At 71.6% G+C, this 19,766-nt stretch carries 17 protein-coding genes, 1 pseudogene and 1 other annotated feature; of the genes and pseudogenes, 4 read left to right on the top strand and 14 right to left on the bottom strand.

Going from position 1 to position 19,766, the window contains the following annotated elements; all coding sequences use genetic code 11:
* Positions 1–263: 263 nt before the first annotated feature.
* Positions 264–772 (top strand): annotated as a pseudogene (locus tag BpN12_RS03220) (transposase); the annotation flags it as partial.
* Positions 545–661 (top strand) — a sequence feature (AL1L pseudoknot). Its footprint overlaps the pseudogene before it by 117 nt.
* Here BpN12_RS03220 and BpN12_RS03215 read toward each other — a convergent pair.
* Positions 750–1,022 (bottom strand): hypothetical protein, encoded by a 273-nt coding sequence (locus BpN12_RS03215; protein ID WP_246794747.1) that lies wholly within the window; start codon positions 1,020–1,022, stop codon positions 750–752. The pseudogene BpN12_RS03220 and the gene BpN12_RS03215 sit on opposite strands and share 23 nt — an antisense overlap.
* Positions 1,023–1,274: 252 nt before the next feature.
* Here BpN12_RS03215 and BpN12_RS03210 point away from each other — a divergent pair, with 252 nt between their 5' ends.
* From BpN12_RS03210 to BpN12_RS03200, 3 genes are all read left to right on the top strand, one after another.
* A complete protein-coding gene (locus BpN12_RS03210) occupies positions 1,275–2,354 on the top strand; it encodes a hypothetical protein (protein ID WP_246794746.1) in 1,080 nt (359 codons plus the stop codon).
* Positions 2,351–2,701, top strand: a complete 351-nt coding sequence (locus BpN12_RS03205; protein ID WP_246793865.1) for a hypothetical protein — start codon at positions 2,351–2,353, stop codon at positions 2,699–2,701. Before BpN12_RS03210 ends, BpN12_RS03205 begins: the two co-directional genes overlap by 4 nt.
* Before the next feature lie 222 nt (positions 2,702–2,923).
* A complete protein-coding gene (locus BpN12_RS03200; RefSeq protein ID WP_246793864.1) occupies positions 2,924–5,836 on the top strand; it encodes an ATP-binding protein in 2,913 nt (970 codons plus the stop codon).
* Between the two features lie 39 nt (positions 5,837–5,875).
* On the opposite strand, the gene BpN12_RS03195 is transcribed toward BpN12_RS03200, so the two are convergent.
* The 13 genes from BpN12_RS03195 to BpN12_RS03135 all read right to left on the bottom strand — a co-directional run bounded on the left by BpN12_RS03195 (position 5,876) and on the right by BpN12_RS03135 (position 19,741).
* Positions 5,876–6,211 (bottom strand): hypothetical protein, encoded by a 336-nt coding sequence (locus BpN12_RS03195; RefSeq protein WP_246793862.1) that lies wholly within the window; start codon positions 6,209–6,211, stop codon positions 5,876–5,878.
* A 24-nt stretch (positions 6,212–6,235) separates the two neighbouring features.
* A complete protein-coding gene (locus BpN12_RS03190; RefSeq protein WP_425306280.1) occupies positions 6,236–7,780 on the bottom strand; it encodes an alginate export family protein in 1,545 nt (514 codons plus the stop codon).
* Positions 7,781–7,784: 4 nt separating this feature from the next.
* On the bottom strand, positions 7,785–8,735 hold the full coding sequence (locus tag BpN12_RS03185; RefSeq protein ID WP_246793860.1) for a VOC family protein: 951 nt from the start codon (positions 8,733–8,735) through the stop codon (positions 7,785–7,787).
* 92 nt (positions 8,736–8,827) lie between these two features.
* The gene (locus BpN12_RS03180; protein WP_246793859.1) at positions 8,828–9,574 is read right to left on the bottom strand and encodes a YoaK family protein; all 747 of its coding nucleotides are present in this window, start codon (positions 9,572–9,574) and stop codon (positions 8,828–8,830) included.
* Positions 9,571–9,849 (bottom strand): DUF1427 family protein, encoded by a 279-nt coding sequence (locus tag BpN12_RS03175; protein ID WP_246793858.1) that lies wholly within the window; start codon positions 9,847–9,849, stop codon positions 9,571–9,573. The genes BpN12_RS03180 and BpN12_RS03175 overlap by 4 nt, the downstream gene beginning before the upstream one ends.
* Before the next feature lie 98 nt (positions 9,850–9,947).
* A complete protein-coding gene (locus BpN12_RS03170; protein WP_246793857.1) occupies positions 9,948–10,610 on the bottom strand; it encodes an HD domain-containing protein in 663 nt (220 codons plus the stop codon).
* A gap of 56 nt (positions 10,611–10,666) precedes the next feature.
* Positions 10,667–11,074, bottom strand: coding sequence for a DoxX family protein (locus BpN12_RS03165; RefSeq protein WP_246794610.1), 408 nt, complete (start codon positions 11,072–11,074; stop codon positions 10,667–10,669).
* 70 nt (positions 11,075–11,144) lie between these two features.
* Positions 11,145–13,022 carry an amidohydrolase gene (locus BpN12_RS03160; RefSeq protein ID WP_246793856.1) on the bottom strand — a complete coding sequence of 626 codons (1,878 nt, stop codon included), beginning with the start codon at positions 13,020–13,022 and terminating at the stop codon, positions 11,145–11,147.
* A 149-nt stretch (positions 13,023–13,171) separates the two neighbouring features.
* Positions 13,172–13,807, bottom strand: a complete 636-nt coding sequence (locus BpN12_RS03155) for a hydrolase (protein WP_246793855.1) — start codon at positions 13,805–13,807, stop codon at positions 13,172–13,174.
* A gap of 283 nt (positions 13,808–14,090) precedes the next feature.
* Entirely contained in the window at positions 14,091–15,083 is a 993-nt protein-coding gene (locus BpN12_RS03150) for an alpha/beta fold hydrolase (RefSeq protein ID WP_246793854.1), read from the bottom strand.
* 355 nt (positions 15,084–15,438) lie between these two features.
* Entirely contained in the window at positions 15,439–15,972 is a 534-nt protein-coding gene (locus BpN12_RS03145; protein WP_246793853.1) for an RES family NAD+ phosphorylase, read from the bottom strand.
* On the bottom strand, positions 15,969–16,400 hold the full coding sequence (locus BpN12_RS03140; protein WP_246793851.1) for a DUF2384 domain-containing protein: 432 nt from the start codon (positions 16,398–16,400) through the stop codon (positions 15,969–15,971). Before BpN12_RS03140 ends, BpN12_RS03145 begins: the two co-directional genes overlap by 4 nt.
* Positions 16,401–16,813: 413 nt before the next feature.
* A complete protein-coding gene (locus BpN12_RS03135; protein ID WP_246793850.1) occupies positions 16,814–19,741 on the bottom strand; it encodes an ATP-binding protein in 2,928 nt (975 codons plus the stop codon).
* Positions 19,742–19,766: the final 25 nt, after the last annotated feature.

Raw genomic sequence — 19,766 nt, 5'->3', positions numbered from 1 at the left:
TTACTTCATACGTGTGGCTGGTCAGAGTCGACAGACGGCCTCGGCATCGATGCCCTGGAACCCACCGCAGTACCTGTACCCTTCATTCCAATGATGCAGCAGTACCAGCGCTATCTAAAAGGGCCGGGCGCACAAAGCTACGCCACGACCTACGCTTGTCCACGCCGGAATCGGCAGTTACCGATCCACTTCGGCTATTGGTCCAGCGAATATTGAACCACACCGGATTTGGTGGAGGCTCCAACTCTTGAGAGAATGGAGCGATGAACAAGAAGCCAAGTAAGTTTTCCCCGGAAGTCCGGGAGCGCGCAGTGCGCCTGGTACGCGAGCAGCGTAGCGAACACCCGTCGATGTGGGCGGCAGTCGAATCGATTGCACCGATGATCGGCTGCACGCCGCAAACGCTGCTGGATTGGGTCAAACGCGAGGAGGTCGACCGTGGCGAGCGCGATGGCGTGAGCACGGCCGAGCGTGAACGTATCAAGGCGCTGGAACGGGAGGTCAAAGAACTGCGCCGGACCAACGAAATTCTCAAGCTGGCGAGCGCGTTTTTCGCCCAGGCGGAGCTCGACCGCCGTTTCAAGTCCTGAAGGCCTTCATTGATCAGCATCGCGACACCTTCGGGGTCGAGCCGATCTGCAAGGTCTTGCGGATTGCCCCGTCGGGCTACCGACGCCATGCGGCACAACTTCGCGATCCATCCAAACGCTGCGCCCGCGCGAAACGCGATGAGCTTTTGCAACCGGAGATCAAGCGCGTCTGGCAGGGTCACCGGGCACCAGCCTGCGCATCGCGGGCGCAATCTCATGGCTCAGCGCGGCAAAGCCGGGTTCGTCATCCGGCATGTCGAGGCAGACCCGCGTCGAGAACACACCCACGCCGTCGCCCGGCACCATCCGGTGGAAGTCGCGTTCGATCGCGGTATCGGTCGCGAGGCCGACCAGCCCGAGCCGCGCGGCGAAGCCGTAGGGCTCGCCGAGCGGCAGGTCCGGCAGCGGGAACAGCGGTTTCGGCGCGCTCATGTCGGCGACTCCGCAACAGGTATGGCTTGCACGAACGCAATGCAAGGCGCAACGCTCATGCTCATATCGGAAAAATAAATGATCGAAACGCGGCGGTTCGATCCGAAGCGTCCATGCTGTTCATCGTGCCGCCGGCGTGCCGGGCGGCGCCTCGTGACCGGCGGCCATCATTGGTCAACGCGCACGGCCGGGCAAGCGCGAAATTCTGCCGCAGTGTTAGAAAAACTTGCAACCGCGAAGCGGCCCACGCTCATGGCCCGTCTCATCGCGCGCCATTGCGGTGCATCCTGCGCTGGACAAGAAAAACTGATTCACGCATTAGAAAATGCCTCTACCTCGTTGCTGCGTTGCATCGATATCATTCGGCTAGGGATGGATCTCGCCGCCCCCGCGCACGACCGGCCGGTTCGGACACGAACGGCGCACCGGCGACGCGGCGCGCGGCGAGCGGGCTTGCGAGGCAGACCGCCGCCTCGTGACTTCGTCGCCAAATCGAGCAAGGGTATGCCGATGACTGATGCGCTGAGAAATGTGTCGCGTGGCCTGTTCGAAGCCGCGATGACACGGTGGGCGCGAGAGCAGGACACCGCGCTGTCGTTCGCGCGCGACGGCGCCGGCTGCTACGTGCAGCCGGAGGCGCGCGCGGCCTGGAACGGCTGGACCCAGGCCTATGTCGCCGTCGAGGCGCAGCTGCGCGAGCGCGAACAGGCGGCGGCGCGGCGCTTCGGCCGCGACATCGCGTTTTCGCACGCGTGCCTGCGCGACCTCGAAACCGCCTTCGCGTGGCATCGCCTGGGCGGCGAACCGCCCGGCCCGATGGCCCGGTACGATCGACACGACGACATGCGTGATTTGCACGACCTTCATGTCCTGCCGATGCTCGCGCAAAGCGCCCGGCAGGCGGCCGAGGCGCGTCCGCTCGCGCGCGAAGCCACCGAAGCGCCATGTCGCCCGCGGCCCGACGCGGGCCGGCCGGCGCGCGCCGACAGCCGCCCGGCCGCGCTGTCCGGCCTGCCGAAGGAAGCCGCCTGCGCCAGCCGCGCGAGGCCGTTCGAACGCGGTCTCGGCGCCGCCGTCGCCGCGCCGGCCGCGGTGCCGCACGAGATCCTCAGCGGCGACTGGATGACGGCCGAGCGCGCCGCGTTCGAGACGGCGATCGCCGTCGACGTGGTGTGCGGCTGGGCCGACCACGGCCACGTCGCGAGCCGCCGGATCGACGGCACGCTGATGCTCGAGGCGAAATCGGTGCGCGCGCGCGCCCATCAATTCTGGCGGCAGACGGAGCCACCCGACGCGCCGGGCGCGCCGGTTACCGAGGGCCGCGCATCATGACGGCGCCGGCCTCGCTGCCAGGCTCGCCGCGCGGCATCGCGGCCCGCCGCTCGGCATGGCGCTCGCCGCAGGAGCCGCCCGCGCCCAACGGCCATGCCAGCGTCGCGGTGCTGGCCGTGATCGACGACCCGCGCCTGCTCGGCGACGAGCCGCCGTTCGTCGACGTCGCCACCTACTGGCCCGCCACCGGCTGCTGGACCGTGACGCTGCAATGCCGCGGCTCGGACACCGCCACCGATTCGCCCGTGCGCGTGGCGCTCTGGCAGCCGCTGCCGGTGGTGCCGGCAGCGCTGCTCGGCACACCCGGGCGCAAGCGCTTCGGCGCGGCGAAGTCCACCTCGGCATAGCGTCGGCTCACGACCACCGGGGTCTCCTGCTCTGGAACGCACGAACCTCGTGGCTCCCCTTCGATGCAACGCCACCGGGAGCCACGCACCGCACTACGCCGTCGCCACTAAAACGGCGAAACCCCAGCAGCTAAACGACAACGGCTAAAATACCCGCGCGTCATTCGTCCGCGCGGCGTCTCTCGCCGCGCCTCCACCACCCCGCCCTTCCGAATCCAGAGCATGTCGTCAACGCCGGACGCCACCCCGAAATCCTTTCCGCTGGGCCGCTTCGAGATCGATCTCGCCGGCCGCGAGCTGCTGGAGAACGGCGCCTCGGTCCGGCTGGGCGCGCGCGCGTTCGCCATCCTCGAAATGCTGGTCGCGGCCGACGGCCGGCTGGTCACGAAGGACGCGCTGCTGGACGCGATCTGGCCCGACACGTTCGTCGAGGAAAACACGCTGCAGGTGCATCTGTCGGCGCTGCGTCGCGCGCTCGGCGAGGAACGCAACTGCATCATGACCGTGCCCGGGCGCGGCTACCGGCTGGTCCGCCGCGCGGCCGCCGAGCCGCCGCGCGCCACGGCCCATCGCGCCGCGCCGGCCGGCGGTGCCAGCCATGCCGCGCGCCTGCCGCGCCATCCGGACGTGATCGGCCGCGCGCACGCCGTCGCGGCCGTGCGCGCGGCGCTCGACCAGACGCGCGCGCTCACGCTGACCGGCGCCGGCGGCATCGGCAAGACCACGCTCTCGGTGGCCGTGGCGAACGCGATCGAGGCCGAGACGCCCGGCAGCGTCCATCTGGTCGAGCTGGCCTCGATGCAGGGCGCGGCCGAGATCGTCGCGGCCGTCGAGGGCGGGCTCGGCCTGCGGCTGCCGCATCCCGCGTCGGCGGGCGGCCCGCCGCCGGCGCCGGCCGGCGCGCCGCGGCTGCTGCTGCTCGACAACGCCGAACACATGGTCGTCGAGGTCGCGCGGGTGGTCGAATGCCTGCTCGCCGCCGTGCCGGCGCTGCGCATCCTCGTGACGAGCCGCGAGCCGCTGCGGATCGCCGCCGAGGCGGTGTTCGCGGTCGAACCGCTCGACGTGCCGGAGCGCGACGCCGACGACACCGCCATCCTGCGGCGCTCCGCCGTGCAGCTGTTCCTCGCGCGCGTGCAGGCGATGCGCGGCGGCCTTCACGGCAACGGCGGCGGCAACGGCGGCGGCACGGCCGAACTGCGGCTGATCGGCGAGATCTGCCGGCGCCTCGACGGCATTCCGCTCGCGATCGAGCTGGCCGCCGCGCGCGTCGTCAGCTTCGGCGTCGACGGCGTCCACCAGCGGCTGTCCGATCGGCTCTCGCTGCTGTCGGGCGGCTTTCGCACCGCGCTGCCGCGCCACCAGACGCTGCGCGCCGCGTTCGACTGGAGCTTCGCGCTGCTCGATGCCGAGAGCCGCGCGCTGTTCCGGCGGCTCGCGCCGTTCGGCGGCGCGTTCTCGCTCGAGGCGATGTGCGCCGTGGCCTGCGATCGCGAGCTGACGGTACGCGCCGTGGTGGACGGCATAGGCGAACTGGTGGCGAAATCGCTCGTCGGCGTGGAATTCGACGGCCCGGTGGCGCGCTACCGCCTGTCCGAATCGACGCGCGCCTATGCGCTGGAACAGCTGCACGCGGCCGGCGAGCAGCAGACGCTGGCCGCGCGCCACGCGCGCTACCTCGCCTCGCTGTTCCGCGGCGACGACGCTGCGTCCGGCTTCTCCGGCGTGGACGACGAACCCGACATGCAGCAGGCGCTGGCCGACGCGCGCGGCGCCGTCGACTGGGCCTTCTCGCCCGACGGCGACACGCTGCTCGGCGTCGAGCTGTCCGCCACGCTGGTGGTCTCGCTGCTGGAGAACGCGCAGATCGAGGAATGCGGCCGGCGCGCCGCGCAGGCGGTGGCCGCGCTCGAGGCGCTGCCGGCCGGATCGATCGCACCGGTCGACGAGGTGCGCCTCAAGCTCGCGCTCGCCGCGGTGCTGCCGAACCTGACCGGCCCGATCCAGCGCGCCGAGGATCTGTGGTTCGAGGTCCACGCGCACGCCGAGCGCACCGGCAACGACGCGCTGCTCGCGCGCACGTTCTGGGGGCTCTGGAACGTCATGCTGTCGGCCGGCAAGGTCCACGAGGCGCTGCATTACTCGCGGCGCTTCGAGCGCTTCGCGCGCGAGACCGGCAGCGTGCCGCAACACGTGCTCGCGACCCAGCTGACGGCCGTGGCCGAGCATTGCCGCGGCGACCACGAGATCGCGCGCGAGAAGCTGGAGCAGGGGCTGCGCCACATGGAAGCCCATCCCGAGGACGCCGAATCGATCCGGCGCTTCGCCGTGGACCCGCGCGCCATCGCCTGTTCGGGGCTCGCGCGCATCCACTGGCTGCAAGGCGACACCGACGAGGCCGCAAGGCTGACCAGCCTCGCGCTCGGCCTGATCCCGGCCGAAACCATGGAGCCGTGGTTCACGCACGTGCTCGGCGTCGTGGCGGTGCCGCTCGCGCTGATCTCGGGCGATCGCGCGCGCGCCGCGCATTACCTGTCGATCATGAAGTCGCAGACCACGCTGCACCGGCTCACCATCTGGCGCGAGTTCGGCGACTGCCTCGCCGGCATCTTCGCGATCCGCGAAGGCCGGCCCGACGCGAGCCTGCCGCAGCTCGAAAGCTCGCTCGACTCGCTGCAGGCGCGCGGCTTCCGGCGCCTGACCACGCCGCTCGTGGTCGAATGCGCGCTGGCGCTGATCGCCGCCGGCCGCGTCGACGACGCGCTCGCGCGGCTGCACGACGCGCAGGCGTCGTGCGAGAAGCACGGCGCGCTGTACTTCATGCCCGAGCTGCTGCGCGCGCTCGGCGTGGCGGCGCAGGCGCAGGCCGCCGCGCTGCCGGCCGGCAGCCCGGAACGCGCGCGCGGCACGGCACGCGCGCTGGCCTGCTTCTCGGATGCGATCGCCATGGCGCGTTCGCAAGGCGCCCGCATGTGGGAACTGCGGGCCGCGCTCGGCCTCGCGCGCCTGCCGCAGTCGCCCGAGGCGATGGCCGACGCGCGCGACGCGCTGCATGCGCTCGCGCCGCATTTCGATCGCCACAGCAGCGTGCCGGAGATCCGCGAACTCCATGCGGGGCTGCCCGCGGGGGCGTGAGCGCTTCGCATCCCGCCGCCTTGCGCCGCCGCTCCCGCATCAGTCGCGGCGTGCGTGCCAGTCCGGCAGCGGCGCCGCGCCGGCGAGCCGCGCGCGCTTGCTGCGCCGGCCGAGCGCCGGGGACAGGCGCGGCTGGTCGCACCAGATATCGGCCGCGCGGCGCACGGCGGCATCGAACGAGGCGTCCTCGACGGTATGGTGGCCGTCGATCGTCAGCTGCCAGCCGTCGCGCGTGCGCGTGCAGGCAATGCGGTCCTCTTCCATCAGGTCGGCGTACCAGCGCCAGACGCGCGCGTCGTCCAGGTTCGCGCGCACCGCCGCGGCCAGCCGGACCAGTTCAAGCTGCTGTTGCGTGCCCTGCTGTTGCTTGGCCATGTGGCTCCCCGTCGATGCCTGCGTTCACCAGCCGAATTTCGCCTCGACGCCGAGGTAGTCGCCATTGCGCGCGCCGAGCGCGCGCAGCGAATCGCCGACCTCGAAATGGACCGCCTCGAGCGCGAGCGCGAGATTGTCGTTCACGATCCAGTCGGCGCGCAGCTGCCCGTACATGCCGGTCCAGCGGCTGCCGTTGCCGGCCGTGCCCGGCACCACCGCCATGCCCTGCCCGTACACCGAGTCGGCCGTGGTCGCGCGCCACTGCAGGCCCAGCGCCGTCATCAGCGTCAGCGTCGGCGTGACATGGAACGTCACCGACGGCTTCACGTGGATCAGGTTGCTGTAGCCCGCGTAGCCGGCCAGCGTGAAGTAGTAGCCGTTCGGGAACAGCGGGTTGAAGGTGCCGACGTGGCCGTCGCCGGGGTGGCGGTCGCCCGAGGCGCCGTCCACCTGCAGGCCCACGCGCGGCGTGCCCGGCAGCGCGGCGAACGTGTAGCCGGCCAGCGCGCCGAACGCCCAGGCGCCCACCGTGGCGCCGCCGACGTGGCCGGTCTGCCCCATCGCCTCCACGTCCCAGTCGAACGGCGCCTGCTTGCCCGCATAGCGCGCGTCGAACACGTCGCGCCGCTCGGTGCCGCTCGCGTCGGCGAAGCGCGCGCCGTCGCGCTCGTAGCGCGACCAATACACTGACAGGTCGCCGGGGCCCGCGCCGCCGCGCTCCACGCGCACGCCGCTGAATTTCAGGTGACGGTTCGAGGTATCGTCGACATCGTCCACGTCGCGATACTGCACGGGCCGCGTGACGTAGCCGATGAAACGCCACTTGTCGATCTCATAGTCGGCCCAGATCGCGTCGAATGCCTGGCGCACGTTCGGGCCGTCGCGCACCGAGATGAAGCGCTGCAAGTCGAACGCCATCTCCTGCCGGCCGACGCGCGCCTTGAAGGTGCCGGGGCCGAGCGCGTGGACGTAAGCGACGAACGCCTGTTCGAGATCGAGCGGATTGCGATCGACGGGCGATACCGCGTCCTTGCCGAACGCGCGCGCGTCCTCGACCTGCGCGAACGCCTGCACGTGCTCGCCGAGATGCGCGTCCAGATGCAGCTCCGCGCGCTGGATCAGGTAGCTGTCGGGCCGCGTGGTGCCGAGCCCGAACAGCGGCGTGTGGTTCAACTCGAAGCGCTCGCGCAGGTTCGCACCGAGCGACAGATACCAGCTCGGGTCGCTGCCGAGCGGCAGGTACTTGAGGCCGTCCAGCGGCCGGCGCGGCAGGCACGGATCGGCCAGCGCGCCCCAGTTCTCCTGCCAGCGGTTGAACGAGGGAACCGGCCGCGCCGCCTTGCAGGCCGGCGCGGCGGCCGCCGCCGAGGTGGTCGCCGCTGCAGTCGCCGCGGCCGGTGCCGAGCCTTCGGCCGGCGCGGTTTCGGCGGCGGCGCTCACGCCCTGCAGCAGCGCGAACGCCGCCGCGCCGAGCGCGACGCGCCCCGTCCCCCAGCGCGCGCCACCGGCGGCGGCACGCGCGCGGCGGCGCCCTGCTCGCGGCATGCCGCGCATCGTCTCGGCTCGCATGGGCTCAGTTCGCCGCGGCGTTGTCGAACTGGTGCAGCTCGGCCACGTAGCCGCCCGGGAACTCGACCATCGCCGTGCGGCCTTCGGCGTTCGCCGCCGGCTCGACCAGCACCTTGACGTTCGCAGCGCGCGCCTTGGCCAGCGTCGCGTCGAGATCGGTCACGCGATAGCCGGTGGTTTCCAGCCCATAGGGATAGGGCAGCTTGCCGTCGGTCACGAACACCAGCATGTTGCCGAAGCCCGACTCGATGCGCACGCGGCGGATCGAGTCGCCCGGCTTGCCGAGTTCGGCGCCGTCGGCATGACGCGCGTCCGACACGATCCGGCCGTGCGAGAAGCGCACGAAGCGCTTGATGAAGTTCGATGCTTCGTACTTCGACACGTAGACGCGGTTGTCCGGCACCAGCGCGAGCGGCGCATACGACGGCGCCTTGGTGTGCCAGTAGAGCTGCATCGTCAGGCCGCCCGGCCACTGGATCACGGCGTCCTTGCCGATCGGGTCGTCGAACGGCTCGACCAGCACGTCGGCGCCGGCCGCGCGCGCGGCCCGCACGGCGCGGTCGATGTCGGTGACGAGGTAGCCGGTGCGTTCACTGCCGAATGGACGCGGAATCGGCGTCTGGAACGCGAACACCGACAGCATCCCCACCGGCGTCTGCACGTATTGCGAGGCGGTCTTGCTCGGCGTCGGCGTGACCGTGAACACGGCGCGCGGCGAGGCCTTGCCGCCGAAGGTCGCGACGAAGCTGTCGACGAACGCGTCGATGTCGGCGTTCGAGACGTACACATGGGTGGTGTCGTATTGCGGACCGACCGACACCACCGGCGCGTGGTCGGCCGACGACGCGTAGCGCGCCTCGTCCGCGAACGAGGAGGTGGTGGACAGCATCAGGCCGACGGCGGCGAGCGCGACGGCGAGCACGCGCGCCGGGCGCGGGAAGGCGGGGAAGTTCACGTAAGGCTCCTGTCTGAAGAAAGGGAAGGAAAAACGGATCGCCGGCCGGCCGCGCGGGCGGGCGGCCGGGGCTGGCGGCATGGCGTGCCGTGTCATCGGGCGGGCGCCGCTTCCGGCGCCGCGCCGCGCAGCGAGGCCAGCGCGAGCGCGACCAGCAGCACGAGCGGCACACCGAGCGCCCAGAACGACGCGGCGCGCCAGCCCAGCGCGCCGCCGCCGGCGCCGAGCGCGAACGCGGCGATCGGCGGCAGCATCCGCGCGAGGCGGCCGCGCGTCTCGCGGCGCTGCGCGGGCGTGCCGCCCGGCGCGACCAGCTCGTAGACGTCGAGCACGGCCTGCGTGACGTTGCCGGTCATCACGGTGTTGGCCGCGATGCCGCGCGTGGCGAGCTTCGCGTGCGCGTTCTGCACGCCCATCGCGGCCGCGCCGAGCAGCCCGCAGCCCATCGCGAGCGGCGCATCGATGCTGACGATCGGCGCGGCGGCCAGCCCCGCCAGCATGAACGCGGCGAGCAGCGCGAGCTGCAGGCCGTACAGCGCGCCCGCGTGCCGGGCGGCCGTGCCGCCTGTTGCCGGGTCCGCCACCGCGCCGGCCGTGAAGCGGGCGCCGACGATGCCGGCCACGAACGCCGGAAACGCGAGCAGCTTGACGAGCACGCCGCCGCCCGCGCCCGCGATGCCCGAGCCGATCAGGATGAAGTTGCCGGTGACGTGCGCGACGAACAGGCCGAACAGCGCGACGAAGCCGAGCGTATCGACATAGCCGGCCACGAACGCGAGCAGCACGTTCTCGTGGCGCAGCGCCATGCGCATCCAGCGCGCGCCGGAGGACGCGCTCATGGCTGGCGCCCGGCACGGTCCGGCGCGTCGGCCGACGCCACCCGCTCGTGGGTGGACACGGCGGCCGGTGCTGCGGGTGTCACGGGTTCCGCGCGCCGCGCATGCTGGGCCGGCTGCCCCCATTGCGCCTGCACGAACGGAATCGCGTGCTCGCCGATCACGATGCCGAGCAGCCCGGCCAGCGCGACCAGCGGCGGCGCCGGCGACTGCACGCGCGAGAAGTAATAGAGCAGCCCGACCACGATGCCGGCGCCCAGCGAAATCAGATACGACATGTCGATTCTCCTGGTCTGGCCGCGATCCCGCCGCGCGCCTCATGCGCCCGGCCCGGCCCGCGGCCGTCCTGTCCTGTGCTGTCCTGGGTTGCGCCGCCTCAGTCACGCCACGGCGAACCCAGGATCCGGCCGCAGAAATTCTCGCGGCAGTAGTCCGGATCGATCCGGTCGAGCACGTCGGCTCCGGTCGTGCCGGCCGTGGTGCGCGGCCGGTGCGCGAGGCCGCGGCCGAACGCGCCGATCACCGCCTCGCCGAACCCCGCGCCGCGCGGGTAGCGCGCCAGCACGCCGGCGCGCTCGCGGTGCGTATACGCGTAGTAGTGCGAACCGGTCAGGTCGGTGCTGACCGCCTGCGCCAGCACCCGCGCCAGCGGCGACACGCGCGCCGGCAGCCCCGGCGTGGTGTGCAGCGCGATCGCGAGCCACACCTCGTCGCGCAGCGGCTCGCTCGCGCCGTGCAGCCGCAGCAGAGCGCGCGCGGCGTCGGCGCTGTCGAGTTCGTAGCGCACCGTCGAGCGCGCGTAGGCCGCGCTCAAGCCCATGTTCGCGTACAGCGCGCCGACGAACAGCGCGCCGGCCTCGCAGGCCAGCCCGGCGCGCCGCGCATGCAGCGCCGCGAACACGAACACGCGGCACGCGTGGCCGAGCAGCACCGGCGGCAGCGCCGCGCGCGCGCTTTCGGCCGCGGCGACGGCCACCGGCGTGGTCGGAATGCATACGCCCGCCACCTCGCCGCCCACGCTCGACAACGCTGCCCGCATGACCCTCTCCCCGCAATATCGTTATGGTGTGCGCGGCGCCTGCCGTGCGTCCGGCTTCAGCGGCCGCCGCGCGCGCCCCATGGCAGCGCGACGCGGTAGCGCCCCGGCCCGCCGATCGCCACCGTGCCGAACAGGATCAGCAGCATCCAGGCGAACTGCCCCTGTTCGAGCGACCAGTCCGGATGGACCAGCGTCAGCGCGACCACCGTGATCACCAGGATCGGCACGGCCGCGAGCCGCGTGAAGACGCCGGCGATCATCAGCAGCGGGCACAGCACCTCGGCGAAGATCGCGAAGCCGAGCGTCAGCGGCGCACCCAGATGCAGCGGATCCTCGATCACGGCCAGCTGCGCGCTCACGTGCAGCGCCTTCGGCAGGCCATGCACGAACAGCAGCAGCAGGCTCGCGGCCACCCGCAGGAACAGCAGCGCCGCGGCGGTGGTATCGAGGCCGCCCGCCGCCACGGAACCGGCGGGCACGGCGGGCGAAGCGTGGGCGCCACGCATCTCGTCAGGCTTCATCGCGGCGCCTCCGTCAGAACGCGAAGCAGCTGCAACCGAGCGCGCCCCAGAACGCGTTCGTGTCGCCGGCCGGCACGTTGCGGCCCCAGGCCATCCCGTGCGCATGCTGGTGGACGCCGCACAGGTTCGCGCAGCCGTCCGCGCAGGCGCGTTCGAGCGAGGTCATGGGGCGATAGCGCGCGTAGCCGCCGAACTCCGCCACCGGCGACCAGCTCGGGCTGACCGGCAGCGCGGGCGGCCCGTAGGCGCCAAACTCGCCGTCGGCGTAGACCACGCGGCCGTTCACCACCGTCAGCACCGATTCCAGATGCTTGATCGCGTCTTCCTCGATCGTGAAGAAGTCGTCGGTCAGCACCGCGAAGTCGGCGTACTGGCCCGGCACGAGCGCGCCCTTCTTCGTCTCGTCGTTCGAGAACCAGGCGCTGCCCACCGTGTAGCGGCGCAGCGCTTCCATCCGTTCGAGCCGGTCGCGTGCCGCGTACATCGGCGTGCCGCCCACGGTGCGCCCGGACACCAGCCAGTACAGCGAGACGAACGGGTTGTAGCTGGCCACGCGCGTCGCGTCGGTGCCGGCGCCCACCGGCAGGCCGGCTTCGAGCATCTTGCGCACCGGCGGCGTCTGCGCGGCCGCCTCGGCGCCGTAGCGCGCGATGAAGTACTCGCCCTGGAAGGCCATGCGATGCTGCACGGCGATGCCGCCGCCGAGCGCCGCGATCCGGTCGATGTTGCGCTCCGAGATCGTCTCGCAGTGGTCGAAGAACCAGCGCAGGCCGTTGAACGGCGTGTCGGCGTTGACGCGCTCGAACACGTCGAGGAAGCGCGAGATCGATTCGTCATAGGTCGCGTGCAGGCGGAACGGCCAGCGGTTCGCGGCCAGCAGGCGCACCACGCCTTCCAGCTCCTTCTCCATCTCGTCGGGCAGGTCCGGGCGCGGCTCGAGGAAATCCTCGAAGTCGGCCGCCGAGAACACCAGCATCTCGCCCGCGCCGTTGACCTTGAGGAAATCGTCGCCGTCGCCGGGGTGGGTGGCCTTCACCCACTTCGCGAAGTCCTCGATCTCGCGCTTCGCGTTCTGCGTGAACAGGTTGTAGGCGATCCGGATCGACAGCTGGTCGCGCCTGGCCAGTTCCATGATCACGGCGTAGTCGTCGGGATAGGCCTGGTAGCCGCCGCCCGCGTCGATCGCGCTCGTCACGCCGAGCCGGTTCAGCTCGCGCATGAACTGCCGCGTCGAATTCATCTGGTCGTCGATCGCGAGCTTCGGCCCCTTGGCGAGCGTCGCGTAGAGCAGGCCCGCGTTCGGCCGCGCGATCAGCATGCCGGTGGGGTTGCCGCGCCGGTCGCGCTGGATCTCGCCGCCCGGCGGATTCGGCGTATCGCGGTCGTAGCCGACCGCGCGCAGCGCCGCCGCGTTGAGCAGCGCGCTGTCGTAGAGGTGCAGGAGGAACACCGGCGTGTCGGGCGCGATCGCGTTGATCTCGTCGAGCGTCGGGCCGCGCTTCTCGACGAACTGGAATTCGTTCCAGCCGCCCACCACGCGCACCCATTGCGGCGCCGGCGTGCGCGCCACCTGCGCGCGCAGCATCTCGAGCGCGTCGTGCAGCGAGGGCACGCCGTCCCAGCGCAGCTCCATGTTGAAGTTCAGGCCGCCGCGAATCACGTGAAGGTGCGAATCGTTGAGACCCGGAATCACGGTGCGGCCGTTCAGGTCGATGCGGCGCGCGTCGTCGCGGGCCCATTGCATCACGTCGCGGTCGCTGCCGGTCGCGACGATCTTGCCGCCGGCCGAGGCCAGCGCGGTGACGAACGAGCGGCGCTCGTCCTGCGTGGCGATCTTGCCGTTGTAGATCACCAGATCGGCGATGCGTGCCGGTTGCTCGGGGGTGCTCATCGTCGCCCTCCTTCAGGCTGTTCAGGCTGGATGGAATTCGCGTGCGGCGGGCGCGCCGCCGCCGGATTCGGTGGCCGCGCGGCGCGCGCCCGTCGGGGGCGCCGCCGCGGCCGGATCTGGCACGCGCGCGAGGCGCGTGCCGCGTGGGCTCAGCCCGCCTCGCTCGCGTGCTCGCCGAGGATCTGCTTGGCGTAGCGCACGCCGATGCCGTAGGCGCTGTGCGCCTTGAAGATCTCCATGCAGCCGTCGTAGGTCTCGCCGCGCGCCCAGTCGCGTTGCAGTTCGCACATGAACTGCAGCGAGGTGGTGGGCACCGCGCCGGCCTGGATCACGCGCTGCACGGCGCGCTCGTGCGCTTCTTCCGTGACGTCGCCGCAGGCATCGGTCGGCACGTAGATCTCGAAGCCTTCGGCCAGCATCTGCACGGTCGGGAACGCGACGCAGACTTCCGTCCACAGGCCCGCGATCACGATCTTCTTGCGACCGGTGGCCAGGATCGCCGCGCGAAAGCCCGCGTCTTCCCACGAGTTCATCGAGGTGCGGTCGATCGGCCTGGTGTCCGGGAACACCGACTGCACTTCGCTCAGCAGGTGGCCGCTGAAGGTCTCCGAGGCGATCGTCGTCAGCACGGTGGGCACCTTGAACAGGCGCGCCGCCTTCGCGAGGATCTGCACGTTGTGCAGCACCGTGGTGCGCTCGTGCGAGTGCGTGCCGAAGAACATCTGCGGCTGGTGGTCGATGAGCGCGAGCGCGCAGTTGTCGGGGGTCAGCAGTTCGTAGGCCATCGGAAGCTCCATTGAGGGTGGCGAAGAATCGGTTCGCGGTCCGCGAGGTGCGGGGCGCGTGGCATCTCGCGCTCCGCCCGGTGTTCGCGGTTGGCCTGCAGATTACGGAGGCGCGACCTGAAAGTCCTGACGTTGGCCTGAAGCGTGCTGAACGGCTTCGCCGGCGCGGGCAAACCGGCGTTGTGAATTACAAAAAAAGCCGCCCGGCCCCGGAGGGATCGAGCGGCTTCGCGCAACGTCGGGCGACCGGAGGCGGTGCGTACCGCCCGCCTCGATCGACTCGTCAGCCCTTCAGGAACGCCAGCAGGTCGGCGTTGACCTCGTCCACGTGCGTGCTGCACATGCCGTGCGGCGCGCCGGCATAGACCTTCAGCGTGGCCTGGCGCACCAGCTTCGCCGACAGGCGCGCCGAGTCGTCGATCGGCACGATCTGGTCATCGTCGCCGTGCAGGATCAGCGTGGGCACGCTGATCTTCTTCAGGTCCTCGGTGTAGTCGACTTCCGAGAACTGCTTGATGCACTCGTACTGGCCTTTGATCGAGCCGGCCATGCCTTGCCGCCAGAAGTCCTGCACGAGCCCCTGCGAGACCTTCGCGTTGGGCCGGTTGAAGCCGTAGAACGGCGTGGCGAGATCGAGGTAGAACTGCGAACGGTTCGCGGCCACGCCGGCGCGGATGCCGTCGAACACCGACATCGGCAGGCCGTGCGGGTTGGCGGCCGACTGCACCATCTGCGGGGGCACCGCGCCGATCAGCACGGCCTTCGCGACGCGCGCCTCGCCGTGGCGGCCGATGTAGTGCGCCACCTCGCCGCCGCCCGTCGAATGGCCGACCAGCATCGCGCCACGCACGTCGAGCGCGTCGAGCACGGCGGCCAGATCGTCGGCGTAGGTGTCCATGTCGTTGCCCGAGGACGGCTGGCCCGAGCGGCCGTGGCCGCGCCGGTCGTGCGCGATCACGCGGTAGCCCTGGTTGACGAGGAACAGCATCTGCGCGTCCCAGGCGTCGGCCGACAGCGGCCAGCCGTGCGAGAACACCACCGGCGTGCCGCTGCCCCAGTCCTTGTAGTAGATCGGCGTGCCGTCCTTGGCCGCCACGTAGCCGCCGCCGTCCGGGTGGCCCTTGGCGTGCGCGTGCGGGTGGGACGCCGCGGTCGTGCCGGCGGCGGCGGGCAGGCTCGACATCGCCGCCATCGCGCCGGCCACGCCCGCGCCGGCCGAAAGCAGGCGGCGGCGCGCGGCCGAGCGGCGCGTCATGAGGCTTTGCTGGGTCGTCATCTCTTCTCCTTCGATACTCGCCGCGGGGCGGCCGGGCGAGCGGTTGGCGTTGTGCTTGGATGGGATCGCCACCGGGCTGGAGCGCCATGCGCGTTGCGCGGATGCGCGCCGGTCCAGGACGCGAACGCAGCCTATCGGGGAGGAAAACGCCTGTCCTTTGGCAAACCTGAAAAGTTCTGAAGCGCGGGGGTGGGTTAGGGGTTCAGGTGGCTTCAGGTGGGGGGCGGGGCTGGCGAGCGTTTGTCGCCGTGGATCCGTGGGGGATGAGCGTGCGGGGGGCGCGGTGCGGATCACCACCGCCCATAAAAAATCCGGCCGCAGCCGGATGGGTGGTACCTCGATCTGGCCGCCGACCTCAGGTCGCGTCGGGCGCCCACGACGCCTGGTTGCGCGGCAGGTCGCCGGCCGGATCGTAGACATCGAGGCGGTCGTGCTCGTCCAGCTGGTCGTTGAACAGCGCCAGATTCGTGCCGTCCGGGTTCACGGTCGAGCGGAACAGGATTCTCCTGGCGCCGGCGGCGATCGCCTCGTCGCCGAGCACCCAGCTCGGCGGCTCGACACGCAGGTTGAACCAGTCGCGGCGCCAGTCGCAGAAGAACGACTCCCACAAGGGCGGCCAGCGATCGGCGCGATAGCCGCCCGTGAAATCGATCACGGGGTACGCCGTGATGCGGTAGCTCACCACCGTGGCGGGCCGCAGCAGCGATGAGAGTTGCCGATATTCGGCCACCGCGGTGAGCACGTCGAGCGCGAGGTACAGCGCCGGCGTTCCGATCCGGTTCACGCGGCCGCCGTGCAGCGCGGCACCGGCGCCGCTGGTGGGTGCATGCGCCCACATCGGCGCATGCACCCGGTAAGCAATGACGTCCCGCAACGCGGTCGTGATCATCCAGCGGCTCCCGCCTGGAGCGAGGCGACATAGCGCACCACGTCGTCCACGCGGCCCGCCGAAACCAGCGTTTCGGCTGTCTGGTAGTCGAACACGGCCAGCGGCTCGTTGCGGTACCAGAAAAGCGCGCGAGGCAGGTCGCCTGACAGGTCCGTCGCGGCGCGAATGACCCGCATCGCCTCGCGAAGGAATTGCTGAACCGTGGCCGACTGCGGCGCGCGCGCAACCGTATTGCGGTGAACGTGGGCCTGATCGGCCAGCGTCTGCAGATCGATGTTCAGCGCGGCCACATAGCGCCGCGCCGAGAGCACCGGCGCGAGCGTATCGGGCTCACGGAGGGAATTCAGGAAGGCTTCGAAGCTGGCCGGGACGACGCCAGGGGCCAGCGCATCGTGGTCGGCGTCCGGATCGAGCGAGAGATTGATCATGATATGGCGCTCCTTTCATGAACAAAATTTGCACAATTATAGCACTACGCATGGCGGGTCGTGCCTTCTGCAGCGGCCCGCCGTACCACCGGCGGGCGAGGCGGAGCGACGTCCGAGGCCATCTACCGTGCGATTTCGATACGTTCCGCTGCCCGGCACTCGCGTGGACTCACAAAAAACCCGGCCGGAGCCGGGTCGCGCGATGCGGGATGGACTTGTTGGGCACCGCCTGCTTGCCCGGCTTCCACGCCTGGGGTTCGCCGCCAGCGTGGCGGGCTTGGTGGCGGCGCCGGTCTCGTTTGTGGAATGTCCTGATGAATTGCCAGCGGGAGCATCACGGACAGCCGACAGTGCGTGGCCGGAAGAGAAAACCGAGCCGCCACCTACCGCCACCACCGGCCGCCCAAGCCCGCTCAAGCCGGCTCAGCAGCCTGCGCATCACACGCATGCAGCACCTCGAACAGCGCCGCCAGCCGCGCCGCCTCGGGCACGCGCACCGACATGCCGGTGCGCGCGAGCAGCGCGCGGAACGGCAGCAGCAGCTCGCGCATCTGCCCGTCGAAATCGGCCGCATCATGCAGCGACTCGCCAAGATCGAGCACCGCGCGCAATTCGAACAGATGCGCGCCCTGCTCGCGCGCCAGCACGCGCGCCTCGTGCAGGCGCCGCCGCCCCGCCGCCACCGCGCCCGGCGTGCCGTGGCGGCGCGCGCGTGCGATCTCCACCAGCCCGCGCGCGCGCAGCAGCTCGGCCGCGAACCCCTGGTCGCCATGGGCCTCGCCGTGGCGCTGCGTCTGGTCGAGCCACTCGCGCGCCGCCTCGAACCGGCCGGCCGCCGCGAGCGCCTCGGCGCAGGCCACCACCAGCGGCGCCATCAGCCGCTTCATGCCGCGCATCGCGAGCCGGCCGAGGCCCGCCTCCAGCCGCGCGAGCCCTTCGCGCGGCTGGCCCGTGTTCAGTTCGAGCAGGCCGGCCAGGCATTCGCCGTAGTCGCGCCAGCCGTCGAACCGGTTCAGCGCCGCCTGCGAGCGCAGCAGCGCGAGATGGCGCGTGGCCGCCTCGACTTCCCCGCAGGCGAGCGCAAGCGGCACCACCACCACCGCGAGCAGATGACAGAGCGAAGGCTCGGGCAGATCGGCGCGCACGAGGTTCAGCGCGCGCTCGGCCAGCCGCCACGCGAGCGCGGTCTCGCCCTGCAGCCAGGCGATGCGCGCCAGCGTGCCGGTGCCGAAGATGCGCGGATCGACGGCAAGCTCGCCCTCGGCGCGCTCGGACTCGCCCAGCGCGTCGAGCGCCGCGAGCAGCCGTTCGAGCCGCTCGCGCGCCTGCCGGTGTTCGCCGAAGCAATGCAGCGTGGCGGACAGCGTGGTGCCGGCGCACAGCACCTGCCAGCGCGAGCCGCTGGCCTGCGCGCGCGATTCGAAATGCGTCGCGTAGCGCAGCGAGGCATGGATGTCGCCCACCGCCATCGCCGCGTTCCAGAGGCCCCACAGCGCGCGCGTGGCGAACGCCTCGTTGCCCTGCGCCTCGGCGCGGGCCAGCACGCGGCGCCAGAGCGAGGCCGCCTCGCCGGCCGCGCCGCCCGTGAGCAGCAGCGCCGCCGCGTAGGCCGCGCACACGCGCATCTCGCAGACCGGATCGACGGTGTCCTTGGGCAGCGCGTCGAGCGTCGCGAGCGCACGCGCCGCGCGTTCGCGGCATTCGGCGACCAGCGATGCGTCGAGCAGCGTGCCGACCAGCGAGCCCGCCAGCGACACGCCGAGCACCGGATCGCCGTCGGCCGAGAACGCCCAGTCCCAGATGCTGCGCGCGGCGTCGAGCGGCGCCGGGCTGGCCGGACACGCGCCGGCGTGGGGCGCGTGGCAGCCCGAGTCGTCGCAGCGTCGTTCGCCGCCGCGCGATTCGTCGATATGGCGCTGCAGGTAGCGCAGGTGTCGGCGCGCGGCGCGCTGCACCTCGCCCTCGTCGCGCAGCTTCTCCATCGCATAGGCGCGCGTCGATTCGGTGAGCCGGTACAGCGCGATCGCGTCGTGGAACTCCACGGCGATCAGCGATTTCGCGCTCAGCTCGGCCAGCGCCTCGATCGCGGTGGCGATCGGCATGCCGGGCTCGGTCGCCACCGCGCAGACGGCGTCGAACGTGAAGCTGCCGGCGAAGAACGCGAGATGGCGGAACAGCGTGCGCGCGTCGTGATCGAGCAGCGCGTAGCTCCAGTCGAAGGTCGCGCGCAGCGTCTGGTGGCGCGGCAGCGCGAGCCGCAGGCCGCCGCTCAGCAGATCGAGGCGATCGTCGAGACGCGCGGCCACGCCGTCCACGCCGAGCGTGGCGACACGCGCGGCGGCCAGCTCGATCGCGAGCGGCAGGCCGTCGAGGCGGCGGCAGATGTCGGCGACGAGGCGCAGGCTCGCCGCGTCGCCGGCGCAGGCCGCCGCGCCGTCGGGCGCGCTGCCCGGCGAGATCGCGCGGGCGCGCTGCACGAACAGCGCCACGGCGCCGTAGTCGGTCAGCGTGGCCGTGCTCGCGTCGACGGGCGGCACGGCCAGCGGCTCGACGCGATGCACGGCCTCGGCGCGGATCGACAGCGGCTCGCGGCTCGTCACGAGGATGCGCAGGCCGGCCACCGCGCCCGCCAGCGTCTCCGCCAGCCAGGCCACCACGCCGATCACCTGCTCGGCGTTGTCGAGCACCAGCAGCGTGCCGTCGCCGAGGCCCGCGAGCAATTGCAGCGGATCGTGCAGGACCGGCTCGGCGGCCAGGTTCAGCGCCACCGCGAGCGTGGCGAGCACCGCCTCGCGCGAATCGGCCGACGCCAGCTCGACGAACACCACGCCGCGCACGCCCTGCTGCGAACCCGAATCGCGCAGGCATTGCGCGATGCGCAGCGCGAGCGCCGTCTTGCCGATGCCGCCCGCGCCCACCAGCGTGACGACGGACGACTGCGCGAGCCGCGCCAGCACGTCGTCGAGGTCGCCGTCGCGGCCGATCAGCCGGCCGGCCCCGGCAGGCAGTTCGCCCGAGGCGGGCAGCGACGGCGCCAGCGGATTCGCCGGGCCGGCCGACACCGCCAGCCGATAGCCGCGCCCGGTGATGGTGCGGATCAGCTCGCGGTCGGCACGCAGCGCCTTGCGCAGCGCCGCGACGTGAACCTGCAGCCGGTTTTCCTCGACGATCTGGTTCGGCCAGACCGCCTCGAGCAGCGCGTCCTTCGACACCACCGCGCCGTTCGCGCGGAACAGCACGTCGAGGATGTCGAACGCGCGCGCGCTCAGGCGCAGCCCTTCGCCGTGCCGCCTGACTTCACGCCGCTCGAAATCGACGTGCAGCGCGCCGATTTGGACCATGACCGTCTCCAGATGACGCCGGACC

This window comes from Burkholderia perseverans (assembly GCF_022870505.1).
Classification (GTDB): Bacteria; Pseudomonadota; Gammaproteobacteria; order Burkholderiales; family Burkholderiaceae; genus Burkholderia; species Burkholderia plantarii.
Note: the sequence above shows the minus strand (reverse complement) of the source record. Positions and strands in the feature narration are given on the sequence as shown.

Bases quoted from the DNA above. Each gene is read 5' to 3' on its own strand.
- BpN12_RS03175 (WP_246793858.1), bottom strand. From the start codon at position 9,849: ATGTCGTATCTGATTTCGCTGGGCGCCGGCATCGTGGTCGGGCTGCTC.
- BpN12_RS03200 (WP_246793864.1), top strand. From the start codon at position 2,924: ATGTCGTCAACGCCGGACGCCACCCCGAAATCCTTTCCGCTGGGCCGC.
- BpN12_RS03140 (WP_246793851.1), bottom strand. From the start codon at position 16,400: ATGATCAATCTCTCGCTCGATCCGGACGCCGACCACGATGCGCTGGCC.
- BpN12_RS03160 (WP_246793856.1), bottom strand. From the start codon at position 13,022: ATGAGCACCCCCGAGCAACCGGCACGCATCGCCGATCTGGTGATCTAC.
- BpN12_RS03135 (WP_246793850.1), bottom strand. From the start codon at position 19,741: ATGGTCCAAATCGGCGCGCTGCACGTCGATTTCGAGCGGCGTGAAGTC.
- BpN12_RS03195 (WP_246793862.1), bottom strand. From the start codon at position 6,211: ATGGCCAAGCAACAGCAGGGCACGCAACAGCAGCTTGAACTGGTCCGG.
- BpN12_RS03170 (WP_246793857.1), bottom strand. From the start codon at position 10,610: ATGCGGGCAGCGTTGTCGAGCGTGGGCGGCGAGGTGGCGGGCGTATGC.
- BpN12_RS03145 (WP_246793853.1), bottom strand. From the start codon at position 15,972: ATGATCACGACCGCGTTGCGGGACGTCATTGCTTACCGGGTGCATGCG.
- BpN12_RS03210 (WP_246794746.1), top strand. From the start codon at position 1,275: ATGGCCCGTCTCATCGCGCGCCATTGCGGTGCATCCTGCGCTGGACAA.
- BpN12_RS03215 (WP_246794747.1), bottom strand. From the start codon at position 1,022: ATGAGCGCGCCGAAACCGCTGTTCCCGCTGCCGGACCTGCCGCTCGGC.
- BpN12_RS03150 (WP_246793854.1), bottom strand. From the start codon at position 15,083: ATGACGACCCAGCAAAGCCTCATGACGCGCCGCTCGGCCGCGCGCCGC.
- BpN12_RS03155 (WP_246793855.1), bottom strand. From the start codon at position 13,807: ATGGCCTACGAACTGCTGACCCCCGACAACTGCGCGCTCGCGCTCATC.
- BpN12_RS03180 (WP_246793859.1), bottom strand. From the start codon at position 9,574: ATGAGCGCGTCCTCCGGCGCGCGCTGGATGCGCATGGCGCTGCGCCAC.
- BpN12_RS03205 (WP_246793865.1), top strand. From the start codon at position 2,351: ATGACGGCGCCGGCCTCGCTGCCAGGCTCGCCGCGCGGCATCGCGGCC.
- BpN12_RS03190 (WP_425306280.1), bottom strand. From the start codon at position 7,780: ATGCGAGCCGAGACGATGCGCGGCATGCCGCGAGCAGGGCGCCGCCGC.